The organism is Luteimicrobium subarcticum (assembly GCF_002798015.1).
Lineage (GTDB): Bacteria > Actinomycetota > Actinomycetes > Actinomycetales > Cellulomonadaceae > Luteimicrobium > Luteimicrobium subarcticum.
This window is the reverse complement of sequence record NZ_PGTZ01000009.1, coordinates 134,521-152,439: the sequence shown is the minus strand read 5'-3', so window position 1 is coordinate 152,439 and position 17,919 is coordinate 134,521. Positions and strand designations below refer to the sequence as shown.

Sequence of the window (17,919 nt, the reverse complement as noted above, 5' to 3'; positions counted from 1 at the left end):
ATCGGCCTCCCGCATGTCGCTTGCCCGCACGTCTCACCGGGTGACCTTGCCTACGCAAAGACCCTTCGCGTGCGCTGGAGCGCACGCGAAGGGCCGTTGCGTAGGCGACGGACTCGGCCGCGGAGCGGTCGGGCCTGCGCCGGTGGGGAGGGTCAGGCCTCCGCGGGACGGACCGCGGCGCGGGCCATCTCCTCCTCGAAGAGCGCGGACGCGTCCTCCGGGGCGACGATCACCGGACCGTCGGCGAGCTCCGCGACCACCCGTGACGCCGCGGGCGCGGCGGCCGGTGCTGCCGCCCGTGCCCGCGCCGGACGCACTGCGAGGCCCAGCAGGACGGCGCTCGCGGCGAGGAACAGCGCGGACACGAGGAACGCGCGGTCGGCACCCACGACGAACGCGTGCTGCGCCACCTCGGCGGGAGACGCCCCGACGGGCCGGGCGTGGGTCGCCGCGGCCGACCCGACGGTCACGAGGACCGCGAGCCCGAGGGACGACCCGACCTGCTGGGTCGCGTTGACGAGCCCGGACGCCGCACCGGCGTCCTGCGGCTCGACCTCGGTGAGCGCGGCCGCGGTGAGCGGCACGAACGCGAGCCCGTTGCCGATGCCGAACAGCACGAGCGGCACGAGGACGCCGACGTAGGACGAGTCGGCCTGGAGCTGCGAGAGCACCAGGAGCGCGACGGTCGACACCGTGAGCCCGCCGACGAGCAGCGGCCGGAGCCCGACGCGCGTCATGAGGGCTGCGCTGATCCGCGAGAACGCGAACAGCACGGCCGTGAGGGGCAGGAACGCCAGGCCGGCCTGGATGGGGGAGTACCCGAACACGTTCTGCAGGAACAGGGTCAGGTAGAAGAACATCCCCATCATCCCGCCGACGAGCATGATGCGGGCGACGAGCGCGGCGGAGCGGGTGCGGTGCGCGAAGATCCGCAGCGGCGTGATGGGCGCGGCCGCGCGGAGCTCGACGAGGACGAACGTCCCGAGCAGGACCGCGCCGAGGACGAACGCGAGCACCGTCGTGGGGTCGGACCAGCCGTCGCTCGCGGCGCGGATGAACCCGTAGACGAGGGACGTCATGCCGAGCGTGGACGTGGCGGCTCCGAGCAGGTCGAAGCGACCGCGGTTGCGCGGCGTCTCGGGCAGGACGGCCCGGGCGAGGAGCACGAGCCCGATGCCGATCGGGACGTTCACGAAGAAGACCCAGCGCCACGAGACCCACTGGGTGAGGAGCCCGCCGGCGATGAGGCCGACGGCGGACCCGCCGATGGAGACGGCGGCGTAGTAGCCGAGCGCGCGGGCGCGCTCGCGGCCTTCGGGGAACCGTCCCATGAGCAGGGCCAGGCCGGACGGTGCGGCGAGGGCGGCGCCGACACCCTGGACGGCGCGTGCGGCGAGAAGCTCCCCGGAACCCTGGGCGAAACCGCCGAGCAGCGAAGCCAGGGTGAAGAGGGAGATACCGATGAGGAGGGTGCGGCGGCGGCCGAGGAGGTCGCCGGCGCGGGCGCCGAGCAGCAGGAGCCCGCCGAAGGCGAGCGTGTAGGCGTTGAGCACCCACGACAGCCCGCTGGGCGTGAAGTCGAGGGCCTTCTGCATGTCGGGGAGGGCGACGTTCACGATCGTGGCGTCGAGCACGATCATGAGCTGCGTCGTGAGGATGGCGGCGAGGACCAGCCGGGGCGACCGCGCGCGGGGTGCGGCGGTCGGGGCGGCGGGACGCGGCAAGAGGGGAGATGCAGACACTGGGGCCTCCGCGTCGTAAGATGGGGGATAAGTGGAGAGAGCCTCCGGAAGATGACTATACGGAGGCATCCTCCACTTACGCAAGAGGTATCTTCGACGTGTCTTCCCGACGGCCCCCCGACCAGGTGGCCGGTGGCTACCCGGCCTCGCTGGGGAGGACGTCGTCATGGAGGTGGATCGACATGGAGAACGGCACGGCGACGGCGCCTGCCGACCCGCAGTCCGAGTCGGCGCAGGAGGTCGCGCGTCCGCGCCCGTTGCGCGCCGACGCGGCACGCAACCGCGCGAAGCTCGTCGCGGCCGCGACCGAGGTGTTCGGCGAGCAGGGCGCCGAGGCGTCCCTCGAGGAGATCGCGCGCCGCGCGGGAGTCGGCGTCGGGACGCTCTACCGCAACTTCCCGACCCGCGCGTGCCTCATCGAGCAGGTCTACCGCGAGAGCGTCGAGGACATCGTCTCCCGTGGCGCCGCGATGCGCGGCAGCCGAGAGCCGTTCGAGGCGCTCGCGACCTGGCTCGACCAGTTCGTCGCCTACGTCGCCCGCAAGAAGGGCATGGCCGCCGCGATGCGCGACGCGATGGGGCCTGAGTCCGAGGACGTCTTCCGCGAGCAGAGCGGACGCATGATGGGCGTGGCGGGCGAGCTGCTCGGCGACGCCCAGCGCGCGGGCGTCGTGCGGCCGGACGTCGACGCCTTCGACATCATGCGTAGCGTGTCCGGCATGTGCCTCGCCGCGGCAGCGGCCCACGACCCCGACAGCACGAAGCGCGTCCTGCGGCTCGTGCTGGACGGCATGCGCTACGGAGCGCCCGCGGACGTCCGGCCTGCCGCAGGCTGAAGCCACGGCACACCGGATGCACGGCACACTGACCCCATGAGAGTCGACGCATGAAGGTCGCCGCCCGGTCCCACGTGCCCGCGTTCGCCGTCATGGAGGTCCTCGCCGCCGCCAACGCCCGCCGCGCCGCTGGCGAACCGGTGCTCAACCTCTGCGCGGGCGAGCCGTCGTCCGGGGCCGCGGAGCCCGTGCGCGAGCGTGCGATCGAGCTGCTGCGCAGCGGCGACCTCGGCTACACCGAGGCGCTCGGCGCACCCGCGCTGCGCAGCGAGATCGCGCAGCACTACGCCCGCTGGTACGACGTCGCGCTCGACCCGGGCCACGTCGCTGTGACGACCGGGAGCTCGGGCGGTTTCGTCCTCGCCTTCCTCGCGGCGTTCGACGTCGGCGACCGCGTCGCGCTCGCCCGGCCCGGCTACCCGGCCTACCGCAACATCCTCGTCGCGCTCGGCTGCGAGGTCGTCGAGCTCGACTGCGGCCCCGCGACCCGGTACCAGCCGACGCCCGAGCAGCTCGCCGCCGCGCACGCGGACGGCCCGCTCGCCGGGGTCGTCGTCGCGAGCCCCGCCAACCCGACCGGGACGATGATCGAGCCCGACGCCCTGGACGCCCTCGTCGACTGGTGCGCCGACCACGACGTCCGGCTCGTGTCCGACGAGATCTACCACGGCATCACGTACGGCGGCCCCGCCTCTGCCGACACCGCCTCCACGGACGACCGGGCCGGCGCCGCGACCGCGGCGCGCCACCGCGACCGGGGCGCGGTCGTCGTGAGCTCGTTCTCCAAGTACTGGGCGATGACGGGGTGGCGGCTCGGCTGGCTCGTCCTGCCCGACGACCTCGTCGCGCCCGTCGACGCGCTCGCCGGCAACGTCGCGCTGTGCCCGCCGGCGCTCGCGCAGCACGCCGCCGTCGCCGCCTTCTCCGAGGCGTCGTACGCTGCCGCGGCGGCGAACGTCGCCACGTACGCCACGTCCCGCGCGCGTCTGCTGGAACGGGCGCCCGACCTGGCCTGGGACCGCGTCGCCCCCGCTGACGGCGCGTTCTACCTGTACGGCGACGTGTCGGGATTCCTGCGGGACGCAGGGATCCCGGGGTCGGTCGCGTACTGCGAGCGGCTGCTCGCCGACACGGGTGTCGCGATCACGCCCGGGACCGACTTCGACCCCGCGCACGGCGACGACTGGGTGCGTCTCAGCTTCGCCGCGGCGCCCGCGACGGTCGCCGAGGCGGTCGACCGGATCGTCGCGTGGCAGGATGGGTTGCGCCGGCGCTGACGCTCAGCCGCGCTCGACGTCCGTCTCCTCGGGCCCCGGGCCGGGTGTGCGACCCGTCCCCTCGGGGAGCTCCTGCGCGACGCCGCCGGCGTCGGTGCTGTCCGGGCCCGGGCTCGTCACGCGGCCCGACTCCTCGGCGACCTCCGCGCCGCGCTCGGCGACCTCGTCCGCGGACTCGTCGAGGTCGACGCCCTCTGGCCCGTTCCCCGGCGTCGCGCCCCCCGTCTCCGCGGTGAGGCCTTCCTCGCTCGAGATGATCTCCGACGTGCTCCACTCGCCGTCCGGTGTGGTGGTCATGGCCGTCCTCCCGTGGTCGTCCGCGTCGTCGTCGGCGCGTCCTTCGATTCTCGGACGGCCCACTTGCCCCGGCGACCGCTGGGGCCCGTCCGGACGACCGCTGGGAGGACGTGCACGACCGGTACGATGGGGGCACAACTTCAGCTTCGAGCCACTCGAACCGTGTCGGGAGAGTCCGGCTGTCGTCCGCCTCGCGCGGTCGTCGTCCGGCGCCGAAGGAGCAAGTCCTCCCCGGGAATCTCTCAGGCCCCCGTACCGGCACGGCGAGGCAACTCTGGAAAGCGGTGGTCCCGACGGCTTGGCCGGCCGGGTCCACCCACCGACGGTGCAAGTCGGCGCGCCCCGGGCAGGACCACGGTCCCGCCACGGCGGACCGGCAAAACTCTCAGGTGGATGCTGCGCGTCCGATGACAGAGCGGGGAGGGCCTGCGCGTCCGGCGTCCCGCCGGGCCGCGTCCGTCCCCGCGACCCCGGGAGCTCTTCGTGAAGTCCACTGCGTTCGACCGCGAGCACTTCCCCTTCCGTCACATCGGTCCGCGCGGCGTGCGCACGGACACGCAGGACCGTCCCGACGGTGACGTGGCCCGGATGCTCGAGGTCGTCGGCTACCCGACGCTCGACGCCCTGATCGACGCCGCGATCCCGGCGACGATCCGCGACACGTCCCCGCTCGACCTGCCGCCCGCGCGCACGGAGTCGGAGGTCACGGCCGACCTCCGCGCGATCGCCGCGAAGAACATCGTCAAGACGCAGATGATCGGGCTCGGCTACTACGGGACGATCACCCCGCCGGTGATCCGCCGCAACGTGCTCGAGTCGCCCGCCTGGTACACGTCGTACACGCCCTACCAGGCGGAGATCTCGCAGGGCCGGCTCGAGGCGCTCCTGAACTTCCAGACGGTCGTCGAGGACCTCACGGGCCTGGAGATCGCGAACGCGTCCCTCCTGGACGAGGCGACCGCCGTCGCCGAGGCCGTCGCCCTGATGTTCCGGTCGCACAAGACCGGCAAGTCCGGTGAGGGCGTCGTCGTGCTCGACGACCAGCTCTTCCCGCAGACCCTGTCGGTGACGCGCGGACGATCCGCGGCCGCCGGGCTGGACGTCGTCGTCGCGGACCTGTCATCCGGTCTCCCCGACCTGGGCGACGAGACGCTCGTGGGCGTCGTCGTGCAGCAGTGCGCCGCGTCGGGGGAGGTGCGCGACCTGCGCCCGGTGATCGCGGCCGCGAAGGACGCCGGTGCGCTGGTCACGGTCGCCGCGGACCTCCTGGCGCTCGCCCTCCTCGTGTCGCCGGGCGAGCTCGGCGCCGACGTGTCGGTCGGTTCGGCGCAGCGCTTCGGCGTCCCGCTGTTCTACGGCGGTCCGCACGCCGCGTTCATGGCGGTCCGCAAGGGCCTCGAGCGGTCGCTGCCCGGACGCCTGGTCGGCGTGTCGGTCGACGCGGACGGCAACCCCGCCTACCGCCTCGCGCTCCAGACCCGCGAGCAGCACATCCGCCGCGAGCGGGCGACCTCCAACATCTGCACGGCGCAGGCCCTGCTCGCGATCGTCGCGTCGATGTACGCCGTCTATCACGGCCCGCACGGCATCCGGGAGATCGCGTCGCGCGTCCACGGCCGCGCGGTCGTCCTCGCACAGGCGCTCCGCCAGGCGGGCCTCACCGTGGAGCACGACGTCTTCTTCGACACGGTCCGCGTGCTGGTCCCGGGCCAGGCCGTTGCCGCCCGTGCCGCCGCCGCGGACGCGGGCGTCAACGTCCACGTCCCGGACGCCGACCACGTCCAGGTCGCGTGCGACGAGACGACCACCCTCGCCACCGTCGAGGCCGTCGCCGAGGCGATCGCCACCGCGGCCGGCGCTACGGCCACGGTCGGCTGGACCGCCTACGGCGAGACGGCGTCGCAGGCCGTCCAGCGCCGGATCGCGGACGCGCGCGACACGACGGGCGCGGACGCGGGCGAGGGCACGGGAGCGGACGAGGGGGAAGAGCCGGCGGCGGCGAAGGGCGTGGCGGGCCTGGCGGGAGCGGCGCGAGGAACGAGCGACGCGGATGGTAGCCCGAGCGCCGCCGGCTCCTCCCCCTCGGTAGCGCCGACGAGCGCGCTGCCCGACGAGATGCTCCGGACGACGGACTACATGACGCACCCGGTGTTCTCGGCGCACCGGTCGGAGACGTCGATGCTCCGCTACCTGCGCGCGCTGTCCGACAAGGACCTGGCGCTGGACCGCACGATGATCCCGCTGGGCTCGTGCACCATGAAGCTCAACGCGACGGTCGAGATGGAGCCGATCTCGTGGCCGGCGTTCGCGGACATGCACCCGTACGTCCCGGCCGACCAGGCCACCGGCTACGCGGAGCTGGTGGACTCGCTGCAGCGCCGGCTGGCGGAGATCACGGGCTACGCGGCGGTGTCCGTGCAGCCGAACTCGGGCGCGCAGGGGGAGTTCGCGGGCCTGCTGGCGATCCGTGACTTCCACCGCTCCCGCGGTGAGGGCGACCGTGACGTCGTCCTGATCCCGGCGTCCGCGCACGGCACGAACGCGGCCTCGGCGGCGCTCGCGGGGATGCGCGTCGTGGTCGTCGCGACGGCGCCGGACGGGTCGGTGCTGCTGGACGACCTGCGCGCGAAGCTCGCGGAGCACGGCCCGCGGACGGCGGCGATCATGATCACGTACCCGTCGACGCACGGCGTGTACGAGGAGGACGTCCGCGTGGTGTGCGACCTCGTACACCAGGCGGGCGGTCAGGTGTACATCGACGGTGCGAACCTCAACGCGCTGGTGGGCGTGGCGCGCCCGGGACAGTTCGGCGGCGACGTGTCGCACCTGAACCTGCACAAGACGTTCTGCATCCCGCACGGCGGCGGTGGCCCGGGTGTCGGTCCGGTCGCGGTCGCGGAGCATCTCGTCCCGTTCCTGCCGGGCGACCCGCTGCGGGCGGCCGCGGACGCGTCCGTGCCGGTGTCGGCCGCGCCGCACGGGTCGGCGGGCATCCTCCCGATCTCGTACGCGTACATCGCGGCGATGGGCCCGGACGGCCTGAAGGCGGCGACGGAGGGCGCGGTGCTCACCGCGAACTACGTGGCGACGCGACTGCAGGAGCACTTCCCCGTGCTGTACACGGGCCCGAACGGCCTGGTCGCGCACGAGTGCATCCTCGACCTGCGGGACATCACCAAGCGCACGGGCGTGACCGCCGAGGACGTCGCGAAGCGGCTCATGGATTACGGCTTCCACGCGCCGACCCTGGCGTTCCCGGTGCCGGGCACCCTGATGGTGGAGCCCACGGAGAGCGAGGACCTCGCGGAGCTCGACCGGTTCGTGGCCGCGATGGTCGCGATCTCGGGCGAGATCGCCCAGGTCGAGTCGGGCCGGTGGGCGGTGGCGGACTCGCCGCTGCGCGGGGCGCCGCACACCTCGGGCGCGCTGCTCGGGGACGACTGGGACGCGGCGTACTCGCGGCAGGAGGCCGCCGGGGTGTCCGGCCACGCGCTGCTCACGAAGTACTGGCCGCCGGTCCGCAGGATCGACGGCGCGTTCGGTGACCGCAACCTGGTCTGCTCGTGCCCGCCGGTGACGGCGTTCGACGAGTCCGCGGGCTGATGGCGCCGGTAGCGTCGCACCCGACGGACCGCCCGACGACCGGCGCGACCGACAGCACGGCACCGAGCACCACGACCGGACCCGGAAGGACGGACCGATGACGACCCCCTCCGACACGCCCGCTGCCGACGCAGCAGGAGCCCCTGCCGACGCGACCCTGCGCACGGCGCTGTACGACGAGCACCAGTCGCTGGGCGCGAGCCTCACGGAGTTCGGCGGCTGGATGATGCCGCTGCGCTACGCGAGCGACCTGGCCGAGCACCGCGCGGTCCGGGAGGCGGCGGGACTGTTCGACCTGTCGCACATGGGCGAGATCCACGTGCGCGGCCCGGAGGCGGCGCACGCCCTGGACGTGGCGCTCGTGGGCTGGCTCTCGAAGGTCGAGGTGGGCCGTGCCCGGTACACGATGATCGTGAACGAGCACGGGGAGGTCCTCGACGACCTGGTCGTGTACCGCCTGGGCGACGAGCACTTCATGGTCGTCGCGAACGCGGGCAACGTGCCGCTGGTGGCCCGTGAGCTCGCGGAGCGTGTCGCGCCGTTCGACGCGGAGGTCGTGGACGAGAGCGGCGCCACGGCGCTGATCGCGGTCCAGGGCCCGCGGGCGGAGGACATCGTCGCGGGCCTCTCTGCGGGCGACGCGGACGCCGTGCGCGGCCTGCGCTACTACGCGGCGATCGCGGCGACGGTCGCGGGCGTCGAGGCCCTGGTCGCCCGCACGGGATACACGGGCGAGGACGGTTTCGAGCTCTTCGTCCCGGCGGAGCACGCGGTCGGTCTGTGGCGCTCGCTCCTCGGCGCGGGCGAGCCCGACGGGCTGGTCCCGGCCGGTCTGTCGGCGCGCGACTCGCTGCGCCTCGAGGCGGGCATGCCGCTGTACGGGCACGAGCTGACGACGACGACCACGCCCTACGACGCCCGCCTGGGTCGCGTCGTCCGGCTGGACAAGTGCGACGCGGACGGCAACCCGGTCGAGTTCGTGGGCCGGGCCGCGCTCGAGGCCCGCAAGATGTCGGAGCCCGCTCGCGTGCTCGTCGGGCTCAAGGGGCTGGGTCGCCGTCCGGCCCGCGCCGACCAGCACGTCGTGGTGTCGCACCACGAGCCGCAGGTCGTGGTGGGCCGCGTGACGTCGGGGGCGCCGTCCCCGACGCTGGGCCACCCGATCGCGATGGCCTACGTGACGCCCGAGGTGTCCGCCGAGGGCACCGCGCTGTCCGTCGACGTGCGGGGTCGCGAGGAGGAGTTCGTCGTGGTCCCGCTGCCGTTCTACACCCGTCCCACCGACTGAGAGGATGCGCCTCATGGCCGACCCGCAGAAGTTCCCCGCCCACCTGCAGTACACCGTCGAGCACGAGTGGATCGACGGGTCCGAGCCCGTGGTCGTGGGCATCACGCAGACCGCGCAGGACGCACTCGGCGACATCGTCTACCTCGAGCTGCCGGCGGTCGGCGACGACGTCACGGCCGGCGCGGTCGTGGGCGAGATCGAGTCGACGAAGTCCGTCTCGGAGCTGTTCTCGCCCGTCACGGGCACGGTCGTCGGGATCAACGACGCCGCGGTCGAGGACCCGTCGCTCGTGAACACCGCCCCGTACACGGACGGCTGGCTGTTCACGGTCGACGTCACCGAGACCGGTCCGCTGCTGTCGGCCGAGGAGTACGCGGCGCAGGTCGGGGAGTGACCTCCGCGCCACGGGTCCTCGTGGTGTCCGGCCGCGGCCGGTTCGAGGACCCGTGGCACGACACGGCCGCGACGTCGCACGAGGTCGCGCTCGTGCTCGCGGGCGCCGGTCTGGACGTCGCCGTGCGGGGCACGTTCCCGGGCGTCTTCGACGAGCTCGCGGACGTGGCGCTCGTGGTGGTCGACGCGTGCCTGCCGCGCGCCGCCCGGGACGACGACGTGGACGGGCCCGACGTGCTGTGGTCCGCCGCGGCGGGCCGCCTGACCGCCTGGGCCCGCGACGGAGGGTCGTTGCTCGTCCTGCACCAGGGGATCCGCACGTTCGAGGGCACGCCGGACGAGGCCCGCTGGACGGACGTCGTCGGCGGGCGGTGGGTCGACGGCGTGTCCTGGCACCCGGAGCGGGGTCCGTTCGCGGTCGACCTCGCGGCGGCCGGCGTGACCGGGCCGGCGGGCCGCTCCCACCCGGTGACGGCTGCCTTCGGCCGGTCGGCGTGCGTCGCCGACGACGAGGCGTACAGCGCCCTCGACGTCGACCCGCGGGCACGGGTCCTGGCGTCCCACCGGCTCGACGGCACCGACCACCCGCTCGTCTGGGTGCACACGGCCCACGGCGGCCGGACGGTGTACGACGCGCTCGGCCACGACGTCCGCGCCCAGCGGGACCCCTTCCGCCGCGAGCTCCTGCGCCGCGAGGCCCTGTGGCTCGTGGCGCGAGCCGCGACGTCACCGCTGCGACGCACCGCTCGTCCCGCGGGCTAGCGCGTCGGGTCAGCGCTGGAACGTCGACGGGTCGAGCGGGACCGCGCCGATCGCGGCCCACAGGTCGTCGGGGACGTCCACGTCCAGCAGCGCGAGGGTCGCGTCCAGGTCGTCGACCCCGCGCATCCCGACGATCGTCGAGTCGATCCGCGGGTCCCGCGTCGAGTGCTGCAGAGCGACGGCCGCGAAGGGCACGCCGGCCTCGTGGGCGATCCGGCCCATCGCGTCGGCCGCGTCGAGCAGGGCGCGCGGCGCGTCGCCGTACGCGTAGCGCACCCGGTCGAGGGGCCACCGCGTGAGCATCCCGCCGCCGTAGGGCGCGGCGTTGAGCACCCCGAGCCCGCGGTCGCGGGCGAGCGTCAGCAGGGCGTCCGCGCCGCGGTCGACGAGCGTCCACCGGTTGTGCGTGATCAGCACGTCGAAGACGCCGGTGCGCACGTAGTCGGCGAGCATGCCGACCGGTCCGCCCGAGATCCCGAGGTGCCCGACGATCCCCTCGTCGCGCGCGGCCACGAGTGCGGCGACCGCGCCGTCCGCGGACCAGGCCGCGTTCCACGCGACGTTCTCCGGGTCGTGCAGGAACACGAGCGGCAGCCGGTCGACGCCGAGACGTTCCATCGACTCCTCGAGCGAGCGCCGCACCCGCGTCCCGGAGAAGTCGCCCGTCGCCATGTCGCGGTCGGCCTTCGTCTGGATCGTCGCGCCGTCGGGCACGCCACCGAGTGATCGCAGGACGCGCCCGATGCGGCGCTCGCTCTCGCCGGCCCCGTAGTTGTTCGACGTGTCGAGGTACCGCGGGTCGTCGGCGCGAGCGCCGCTCAGGACCCGTCGAGCGAGGGCGTCCGACGTCTCGACGGGCACGCCGGCGTCGTCCCACCACGTCGCCGCGCCCACCGAGATCTCGGGGACGACCAGGCCGGTGGGACCGAGGACGACGTGGCGCACCGGGCCAGCCTAGATCCGTGCACCGGGCGACCCGTCCGGACCGGCGACCGCTCCGAACAACGGTGGACATCACGATCCGGTAACGCACCGGTGGCTGAACGTGCGAGTTCATTGAAAAACTGGGGCTTGTGCGGACAGGGGCGTCCGTGGGCGGCGGACGATCTCCAGCTCGAGAAAAAAGTTCGGCGAAGTCGCGTCATGAACGATGACCGGCGTCGTCTCTCCCAGTACCAAGACCGTTCTGGCTGGTCGGGCCGTTTCCCGGCGGCCCGGCAGCACACCTGGAGGATCTGATGAGCATCATGGAGCTCTCCCGCCCCGCGACCGACCTGGCCACCCCGCTCACCCGGCGTGAGCGCGTCGTCCTGTCGCACCTGTCGGAGGACATCACCCTGGAGCAGGTCGCGACCCAGCTCTTCGTCACGCGCAACACGATCAAGTCGCAGGTCCGCAGCCTGTACCGCAAGATCGGTGTCTCCACGCGTGCCGAGGCGCTCGAGTGGGCGCGCGAGGTCGGCCTGCGCTGACGGGGGGCACGTCCCCGGGTGCGAGACTTGCCGGCGTGACTGCACCTGACGCGACAGCACCTGACGCGACAGCACGACGTCTCGTCGTGGCCGCTGCCCTCGTCGACGACCCTGCGTCACCGACGACGCTGCTGGCGGGCCGCCGGTCCCGACCGGTCGAGCTCGCGGGCCGCTGGGAGTTCCCCGGCGGCAAGGTCGACGACGGCGAGACGCCCGAGCAGGCGCTGCGGCGCGAGCTCGTCGAGGAGCTCGGGGTCCAGGTCGAGCTGTTCGACGAGGTGACCGGGCCGGACGACGGCGCCTGGCCGATCACCGAGCGTCACGTCATGCGTCTGTGGCTGGCCCGCGTCGTGGTGGGTGAGCCCGCGGCCATCGAGGTGCACGACGAGATCCGGTGGCTGCCGCGCGGGCACTGGTTCGACGTCCCGTGGCTGGACGGCGACGTCCCGATCGTCGAGGCGCTCGTCGCGCGCTACCCCTGACCGGGTCGGTCCGCCGCGCTCCCTGCAGACGCCCCGAGCCGCCGCAGCCAGCGGTCCGCCGCGCGGTGGCTGCGCAGCCGCACGACCACCAGGTGAGGGTGCTCAGCGGCCAGGTGCGCGTCGAGCCCGTCGAGCGACCGCCGGGTGCTCCACGACCACCAGACGATGTTCTCGTCCGACCGCCGCACGAGCGTCCACAGCGGCGGCTCCAGGTTCCCGTTCCACAGCTCGACGCGCCGCACGCGCCGCCGGACCGTCCGGACCACCACCTGCCACATCGTCACCCGTGTCGGCAGGTCGAGCCACACCACGACCTCGGCCCGCTCCGCGATCCGCGGACGGACCTGGCGGTACTGGTACTCGACCGCCCACGCGTCCTGGGCGAGCAGCGCGGCCACGTCGTCGAGGAACTCCGGTCGGCGCGTCCAGCCCGGACCGTGGAAGAGACCGTCGATCTCCGTGTGCGGCAGCCCGAGCACGGCGCCCACGCGTCCTGCGAGCGTCGTCTTGCCCGACCCCGACACCCCGGCCACCGCGACCCGCCGCGGGACGTGACCCAGCGCGGCGACCACGTCGTCGTCGGCCCCCAGGACGGTCACGCCGACGCGCCGCGAGGCGGCACCGGTGGGACGCCGACGACCAGCAGGTCCCACAGGCGGACCCGCGACGGGCGGGAGAGCGCCTCGAGCGTCGCGAGGTCGACGTCGCGACCTCGGCGTCGCCCGGCCGGCGGGGAGCCGTCCGTGTCCGTGCTGGCCATGCTCCGAGACTAGGCCCTCACGGACGGGGTCTGGGCCGCGAAGGCCCCCGTCGGCGAGGTCGGACGCACGAGAGTCCGCCCCCGGGCGAGGGCGTGCAGACGGGTCGCGCGGCCAGGTGCGCGCGGATCAGTGGGCGGGGATCAGCACCTCGCCCCGGATGCACGTCACCGCGTCGCCCCCGACCCACACCGTCCCCTCCGCGTCCCGCGTGACGTGCACGCGCCCCGCGCGCCCGAGCCGCGCCCCCTGCGCCGCGACGTAGGACGCCGGGGCGCGGTCCACGGACTGCAGCCACTGGCCGACCGACGCGTTGAGGCTGCCCGTCACCGGGTCCTCCGGGATGCCCATGTCGAGCGCGAACCCGCGTACCTCGAACGCGACCCCCGCGCCCTCGGGGGCGGGAGCCACCACGCCGACCGCACGCACGTCGTCCCGGACGCCCGACCAGTCCGGCGCGAGCGCCAGCACCCGCTCGGCCGAGTCGAGCAGCACGACCGTCCACTCGGGCCCGTTGTCCAGGACGCGGTGATCGACGACGGCGTCCGCGGGGACGCCGAGCGCCGTCACGAGCCGCGCCAGGACGTCGTCCGCCACCGGCTCGTCCCGCCGCAGCCCCGGTGCCGCGAACGCCAGCCGCTCACCGCCGCCCGCTGCGACCGACCGCCGGATCGCGACGACGCCCACACCGCACTCCTGGCCGACCACGCCGTCCCGGGCCGGCACACCGCCCGCGGCGAGCCAGGCGTGGCACGAGCCGACCGTCGGGTGGCCGGCGAACGGCAGCTCGCCCGTCGGCGTGAAGATGCGCAGGCGGTAGTCCGCGCCCGCCGCCGCACCCTCCCCGGACGGCTGCAGCAGGAACGTCGTCTCCGACAGATTCGTCCAGCGTGCGAACGCGGCCATGTCGGCGTCGGAGAGCCCGTCCGCGTCGTGCACCACCGCCACCGGGTTACCGAGATAAGGGACAGCCGTGAACACGTCGACCTGCGAGAAGGTGTGCGTCATCCCCCGATCCTCGCAGCCGGCACCAGGCGATACAGGGGATACCGTTGTGCCATGTCGACTCAGCAGCCCGAGGTCCGCGAGGACTTCACCGTCCACCGCACCCCCCGCAACGCGGGCGCGATCCCGCTGTTCCTGATCACTCTCGTCCTGTTCGTGGCCGGCATCCTCATCATGGGCAGCGCCGCGTCGAAGGGCGAGGACGGCGGCACGGGGAGCGCCTTCCTGTTCTTCGCCGGGATCGTCGTCACGACGGCGGCCTTCTGGCTGCCGATGACCTTCCACAAGCGCTGACACCCCACCAGCGCTGACACGTCGCGAACGGGCCGGGCACGCTGCGCGCGTGCCCGGCCCGACCTGCGCTCAGAGGGTCGCGCGGACCGCGTGCGCGGCCTCCACGAGGTGCGCGAGCGACGGGGTCGTCTCCGCGTAGCCGCGCGTCTTGAGGCCGCAGTCCGGGTTGACCCACAGCAGGTTCGGGTCGACCGACTTCACCGCGAGCTCGAGCAGCTCGGTGACCTCTGCGACCGACGGGACGCGGGGGCTGTGGATGTCGTAGACGCCCGGCCCGACGCCCCGTGAGAAGCCGGCGTCCTGCAGCTCGGGCACGACCTCCATCCGGGAACGCGCCGCCTCGATCGAGGTGACGTCCGCGTCGAGGCCGTCGATCGCGCCGATGACCTCGCCGAACTCCGAGTAGCACAGGTGCGTGTGCACCTGCGTGTCGGGGCGGACGCCCGCGGTGGCCAGGCGGAACGACCCGACCGACCAGTCGAGGTACGCCGCCTGGTCGGCCTGCCGCAGCGGCAGGAGCTCGCGCAGCGCGGGCTCGTCGACCTGCACGACGGCGATGCCCGCCGCCTCGAGGTCCACGACCTCGTCGCGCAGGGCGAGCCCGATCTGGTTCGCGGTCTCGGCGAGCGGCACGTCGTCGCGCACGAACGACCACGCCATGATCGTCACCGGGCCCGTGAGCATGCCCTTGACCGGCTTCTCGGTGAGCGACTGCGCGTACTGCGCCCAGCGGACCGTCATCGGCTCCGGGCGCGACACGTCGCCCCACAGGATCGACGGGCGCGTGCAGCGCGAGCCGTACGACTGCACCCAGCCGTTCGTGGTCACCGCGAAGCCGTCGAGCAGCTCCGCGAAGTACTGCACCATGTCGTTGCGCTCCGCCTCGCCGTGCACGAGGACGTCGAGCCCGAGCTCCTCCTGCAGCGTGACCACGCGGGCGATCTCGTCGCGCATCGCCTGCTCGTACGCGTCGGTCGTGAGCTCGCCGCGGGCGTGCGCGGCCCGGGCCCGGCGGATCTCGACCGTCTGCGGGAACGACCCGATGGTCGTCGTCGGCAGGGCAGGGAGGCCCAGGCGTTCGCGCTGCGCCGTGACGCGCTCGGCGTGCGCGCCGCGCTCGAAGTCGCCCGGCTGCAGCGCGGCGGTCCGGGCGCGGACGGCGTCGACGCGCACGCCCGCGGCGTCCCGTCGACCGGCCACCGCGGCCGACGCCGCCGCCAGGACGTCGGCGACCGCGTCGCGGCCGTCGGTGAGCGCGGTGCCGAGGGCGACGACCTCGCCGACCTTCTGGTCCGCGAACGCGAGCCACGCGTGCAGGTTGGCGTCGAGCTCGGCGCCCGCGGCGGTGCCGTCGTCCCAGGACTCCGGCTCGACGTCGTGCGGGACGTGCTGCAGCGACGTCGACGTGCCGACCGCGACCGCGCCCGCACCGGTGGCTGCGGCGACCGCGTCCACCAGGTCGGCCTTCGCGCCGAGGTCCGCGCGCCAGATGTTGTGGCCGTCGACCACGCCCGCGACGACGGTCTTGGTCTCGAGCCCGGGGACGGGCGCCGCCGGCAGCGCGCCGCGGACCAGGTCGACCGCGACGGCCTCGACGTCCGTCGCGGCGACGACGGGCCACGCGGTACCGAGGTCGCCGTACGACGCCTGGAGCAGGATCGCGGGACGGTCGACGCCCGCGGCGAGGTCCGTGGCGAGCGCGCGGTAGGCGGCCTTGACGGCCGCGTGGACGTCGGCGGGCGACACCGTCGCCGTGTCGAGGAGGTGGTCGGCGACCAGGCCGGACTCGTCGAGCTGCACCCAGCTCGCCCCCGCGGCGCGGAGCTCGCGCAGCAGCTCGGCGTAGACGGGCAGCAGGTCACCGAGGCGGGACAGCGGCTCGAAGCCGGCCGGGGCGTCGTCCGCGGCCTTCGACAGCAGCAGGTACGTGACCGGACCGACGACGACGGGACGCGTGTCGAGCCCCTCCGCCGCGGCCTCGCGCACCGGTCCGACGAACCGGCTCGCGTCGAGGCGGAACGTCGTGCCGGGACCGATCTCGGGCACGAGGTAGTGGTAGTTCGTGTCGAACCACTTGGTCATCTCGAGCGGCGCGCGCTCGCCCGCGTCGCCCGACGTGCCGCGCGCCGCCGCGAAGTACAGGTCGAGCCCGGCGAGCCCGTCGAAGCGGGCCGGCAGGGCACCCAGCGCGTACGACGCGTCGAGCACCTGGTCGTAGAACGACGACGCCTCGGGGACGGCGCCGCCCGTGCGGGCGAGGCCGAGCTCGGCGAGCCGGGCGCGCGTCCGGGTGCGCAGGGTGGCCGCCGCGTCCTCGAGCGCGGGCACGTCCGTGCGCGCCGCCCAGAAGGACTCGAGCGCGCGCTTCAGCTCGCGGTTCGGCCCGATCCTCGGGTAGCCGAGAACCGTGGCCGCGGGGAAGGTCGCCGTGTTCGCCTCAGCGGGCGATCCGGTGGTGGTCGTGGACTGTGACATCAGGGGTCATCCGTCTCCCGTGCCCTTCGCGGACGCCATGTCGTGGCTTCCGGGCACGTCGTGGGGGTGGTGGTCCCTGACCCACGGCCCGCTGGCCAGGTCCAGGAGGTCGGACGTGTCGTCCGTCCCCCTGCCGCCGAGGTGTACGCCCTCGAGCAGGTCAAGTGCTGCGTGGTGCTTGTTGAACGTGTAGACGTGCAGGCCCGGCGCTCCCGCGTCGAGGACGGCCTGCGCGAGGTCGACGGTGTGCCGGACGCCGATGGCGTGGCGCGCGGCGTCGTCGTCCGCGGCCTCGAGCGCGGGCAGGACGTGCTGCGGCACGGGCACGCCGGTGAGCTCCTCGACGCGGTGCAGGCGGCGGGGCTCGGTCATGGGCAGGATGCCCGCGAGGATCGGGATCGTGACGCCGGCGGCGCGCGCCTCGTCGACGAAGCCCGTGTAGGTCTCGGGCTCGTAGCAGATCTGCGTGATGGCGAAGTCGGCCCCCGCCTGCTCCTTCTCGAGCAGGCGCTGGACCTCCTGGGCGCGCGTCGTGCCCGCCGCGAGGTTGCCCGCGGGGAACGCCGCGACCGCGATGGTCAGCGGGCGGTGCGCGCCCCGGAGCGCGTCGCCGGGGTGGCTCGCGCAGCGGCGCGCCTCGACCTCACGGAGCAGGTGCACGAGGTCGTCGGACGAGCGCAGGCCGTCGGGCGCGGGCGCCCAGTCGGGCTTGTCGACGGGCGGGTCGCCGCGCAGCGCGAGGAACGACCGCACGCCGTCGGCGAGGAAGTCGTCGATGACCTCGGCGACGTCGCCGCGCGCGGCGCCCACGCACGTGAGGTGCGCGACGGGGACGACGGGCGTCTCGCGGATGAGCCGGGCGACGACGTGGCGCGCGGTGTCGCGGTCGTTGCCGGCCGCGCCGTAGGTCACGGAGACGAAGTCGGGGCGCGCGGCGACGAGCCGGGTGGCGGTGTCCCAGAACTTGGGCGCGGCCGCGGGGTTGCGCGGCGGCATGAGCTCGAAGCTCACGGTGGGCCGGGGCGCGGTGCCGGAGCCGGCGCGCGCGATCGCGGGTCCGACGCTCATGCGAGTCTCACGACCACGAAGGAAGTTGCCTCAAGAAACACGGTCTCTCCATCGGACCTGGCTGAAGCACCCTTCCCCGCGGGAGGCTTCCGTTGGGGGGTTGCTGCGGCGTCGACGAGCCAGGACTCTCGACCGCTCTGGATGGTCCGACCAGCGTAGGCGGGCGT

At 74.0% G+C, this 17,919-nt stretch carries 17 protein-coding genes and 2 riboswitches; of the genes, 9 read left to right on the top strand and 8 right to left on the bottom strand.

Going from position 1 to position 17,919, the window contains the following annotated elements; translation table 11 throughout:
• Window positions 1–152: 152 nt before the first annotated feature.
• Window positions 153–1,742, bottom strand: coding sequence for an MFS transporter (locus tag CLV34_RS11320; protein ID WP_245859188.1), 1,590 nt, complete (start codon window positions 1,740–1,742; stop codon window positions 153–155).
• Window positions 1,743–1,924: 182 nt separating this feature from the next.
• Here CLV34_RS11320 and CLV34_RS11315 point away from each other — a divergent pair, with 182 nt between their 5' ends.
• Window positions 1,925–2,578, top strand: a complete 654-nt coding sequence (locus CLV34_RS11315) for a TetR/AcrR family transcriptional regulator (protein WP_100350420.1) — start codon at window positions 1,925–1,927, stop codon at window positions 2,576–2,578.
• Between the two features lie 50 nt (window positions 2,579–2,628).
• On the top strand, window positions 2,629–3,855 hold the full coding sequence (locus CLV34_RS11310; protein ID WP_100350419.1) for a pyridoxal phosphate-dependent aminotransferase: 1,227 nt from the start codon (window positions 2,629–2,631) through the stop codon (window positions 3,853–3,855).
• Window positions 3,856–3,858: 3 nt separating this feature from the next.
• On the opposite strand, the gene CLV34_RS11305 is transcribed toward CLV34_RS11310, so the two are convergent.
• Window positions 3,859–4,152: a hypothetical protein gene (locus CLV34_RS11305; RefSeq protein WP_100350418.1), complete on the bottom strand. Its 294-nt coding sequence runs from the start codon at window positions 4,150–4,152 to the stop codon at window positions 3,859–3,861.
• 156 nt (window positions 4,153–4,308) lie between these two features.
• Window positions 4,309–4,420, top strand: a riboswitch (glycine riboswitch).
• 215 nt (window positions 4,421–4,635) lie between these two features.
• On the opposite strand from CLV34_RS11305, the gene gcvPB reads away from it, so the two are divergent.
• The 4 genes from gcvPB to CLV34_RS11285 all read left to right on the top strand — a co-directional run bounded on the left by gcvPB (window position 4,636) and on the right by CLV34_RS11285 (window position 10,198).
• Window positions 4,636–7,755, top strand: a complete 3,120-nt coding sequence (gene gcvPB, locus CLV34_RS11300; RefSeq protein WP_100350417.1) for an aminomethyl-transferring glycine dehydrogenase subunit GcvPB — start codon at window positions 4,636–4,638, stop codon at window positions 7,753–7,755.
• Between the two features lie 97 nt (window positions 7,756–7,852).
• Window positions 7,853–9,043 carry a glycine cleavage system aminomethyltransferase GcvT gene (gene gcvT / locus CLV34_RS11295; RefSeq protein WP_100350416.1) on the top strand — a complete coding sequence of 397 codons (1,191 nt, stop codon included), beginning with the start codon at window positions 7,853–7,855 and terminating at the stop codon, window positions 9,041–9,043.
• A gap of 13 nt (window positions 9,044–9,056) precedes the next feature.
• Complete coding sequence (gene gcvH, locus CLV34_RS11290) at window positions 9,057–9,437, top strand: glycine cleavage system protein GcvH (RefSeq protein ID WP_100350415.1); 381 nt, start codon at window positions 9,057–9,059, stop codon at window positions 9,435–9,437.
• The gene (locus CLV34_RS11285) at window positions 9,434–10,198 is read left to right on the top strand and encodes a ThuA domain-containing protein (RefSeq protein WP_100350414.1); all 765 of its coding nucleotides are present in this window, start codon (window positions 9,434–9,436) and stop codon (window positions 10,196–10,198) included. The genes gcvH and CLV34_RS11285 overlap by 4 nt, the downstream gene beginning before the upstream one ends.
• Before the next feature lie 9 nt (window positions 10,199–10,207).
• On the opposite strand, the gene CLV34_RS11280 is transcribed toward CLV34_RS11285, so the two are convergent.
• Window positions 10,208–11,143, bottom strand: coding sequence for an aldo/keto reductase (locus tag CLV34_RS11280; RefSeq protein ID WP_100350413.1), 936 nt, complete (start codon window positions 11,141–11,143; stop codon window positions 10,208–10,210).
• Between the two features lie 293 nt (window positions 11,144–11,436).
• Here CLV34_RS11280 and CLV34_RS11275 point away from each other — a divergent pair, with 293 nt between their 5' ends.
• Together CLV34_RS11275 and CLV34_RS11270 are read left to right on the top strand one after the other, a co-directional pair.
• Window positions 11,437–11,670, top strand: a complete 234-nt coding sequence (locus CLV34_RS11275; RefSeq protein ID WP_100350412.1) for a LuxR C-terminal-related transcriptional regulator — start codon at window positions 11,437–11,439, stop codon at window positions 11,668–11,670.
• 35 nt (window positions 11,671–11,705) lie between these two features.
• Window positions 11,706–12,152, top strand: coding sequence for a (deoxy)nucleoside triphosphate pyrophosphohydrolase (locus tag CLV34_RS11270; RefSeq protein WP_100350411.1), 447 nt, complete (start codon window positions 11,706–11,708; stop codon window positions 12,150–12,152).
• Here CLV34_RS11270 and CLV34_RS11265 read toward each other — a convergent pair.
• The 3 genes from CLV34_RS11265 to CLV34_RS11260 all read right to left on the bottom strand — a co-directional run bounded on the left by CLV34_RS11265 (window position 12,143) and on the right by CLV34_RS11260 (window position 13,918).
• A complete protein-coding gene (locus tag CLV34_RS11265; RefSeq protein ID WP_245859187.1) occupies window positions 12,143–12,751 on the bottom strand; it encodes a P-loop NTPase family protein in 609 nt (202 codons plus the stop codon). The genes CLV34_RS11270 and CLV34_RS11265 overlap by 10 nt on opposite strands.
• Window positions 12,748–12,912 carry a hypothetical protein gene (locus CLV34_RS16415; protein ID WP_157803816.1) on the bottom strand — a complete coding sequence of 55 codons (165 nt, stop codon included), beginning with the start codon at window positions 12,910–12,912 and terminating at the stop codon, window positions 12,748–12,750. Before CLV34_RS16415 ends, CLV34_RS11265 begins: the two co-directional genes overlap by 4 nt.
• 127 nt (window positions 12,913–13,039) lie before the next feature.
• Window positions 13,040–13,918 (bottom strand): PhzF family phenazine biosynthesis protein, encoded by an 879-nt coding sequence (locus tag CLV34_RS11260; protein ID WP_100350410.1) that lies wholly within the window; start codon window positions 13,916–13,918, stop codon window positions 13,040–13,042.
• A 51-nt stretch (window positions 13,919–13,969) separates the two neighbouring features.
• On the opposite strand from CLV34_RS11260, the gene CLV34_RS11255 reads away from it, so the two are divergent.
• Window positions 13,970–14,209 carry a hypothetical protein gene (locus CLV34_RS11255; protein WP_100350409.1) on the top strand — a complete coding sequence of 80 codons (240 nt, stop codon included), beginning with the start codon at window positions 13,970–13,972 and terminating at the stop codon, window positions 14,207–14,209.
• Window positions 14,210–14,278: 69 nt separating this feature from the next.
• Here CLV34_RS11255 and metE read toward each other — a convergent pair whose 3' ends face one another.
• Window positions 14,279–16,684: a 5-methyltetrahydropteroyltriglutamate--homocysteine S-methyltransferase gene (metE, locus tag CLV34_RS11250; RefSeq protein WP_100350408.1), complete on the bottom strand. Its 2,406-nt coding sequence runs from the start codon at window positions 16,682–16,684 to the stop codon at window positions 14,279–14,281.
• 6 nt (window positions 16,685–16,690) lie between these two features.
• A complete protein-coding gene (locus CLV34_RS11245) occupies window positions 16,691–17,752 on the bottom strand; it encodes a methylenetetrahydrofolate reductase (RefSeq protein WP_100350407.1) in 1,062 nt (353 codons plus the stop codon).
• Between the two features lie 45 nt (window positions 17,753–17,797).
• Window positions 17,798–17,900, bottom strand: a riboswitch (SAM riboswitch).
• Window positions 17,901–17,919 lie beyond the last annotated feature (19 nt).

What these genes read in the sequence shown, in the direction of transcription:
- CLV34_RS16415 (WP_157803816.1), bottom strand. Translation starts at nt 12,912, where the DNA reads ATGGCCAGCACGGACACGGACGGCTCCCCGCCGGCCGGGCGACGCCGA.
- CLV34_RS11305 (WP_100350418.1), bottom strand. Translation starts at nt 4,152, where the DNA reads ATGACCACCACACCGGACGGCGAGTGGAGCACGTCGGAGATCATCTCG.
- CLV34_RS11275 (WP_100350412.1), top strand. Translation starts at nt 11,437, where the DNA reads ATGAGCATCATGGAGCTCTCCCGCCCCGCGACCGACCTGGCCACCCCG.
- CLV34_RS11315 (WP_100350420.1), top strand. Translation starts at nt 1,925, where the DNA reads ATGGAGAACGGCACGGCGACGGCGCCTGCCGACCCGCAGTCCGAGTCG.
- CLV34_RS11310 (WP_100350419.1), top strand. Translation starts at nt 2,629, where the DNA reads ATGAAGGTCGCCGCCCGGTCCCACGTGCCCGCGTTCGCCGTCATGGAG.
- metE (WP_100350408.1), bottom strand. Translation starts at nt 16,684, where the DNA reads ATGTCACAGTCCACGACCACCACCGGATCGCCCGCTGAGGCGAACACG.
- gcvT (WP_100350416.1), top strand. Translation starts at nt 7,853, where the DNA reads ATGACGACCCCCTCCGACACGCCCGCTGCCGACGCAGCAGGAGCCCCT.
- gcvH (WP_100350415.1), top strand. Translation starts at nt 9,057, where the DNA reads ATGGCCGACCCGCAGAAGTTCCCCGCCCACCTGCAGTACACCGTCGAG.
- CLV34_RS11245 (WP_100350407.1), bottom strand. Translation starts at nt 17,752, where the DNA reads ATGAGCGTCGGACCCGCGATCGCGCGCGCCGGCTCCGGCACCGCGCCC.
- CLV34_RS11260 (WP_100350410.1), bottom strand. Translation starts at nt 13,918, where the DNA reads ATGACGCACACCTTCTCGCAGGTCGACGTGTTCACGGCTGTCCCTTAT.
- CLV34_RS11255 (WP_100350409.1), top strand. Translation starts at nt 13,970, where the DNA reads ATGTCGACTCAGCAGCCCGAGGTCCGCGAGGACTTCACCGTCCACCGC.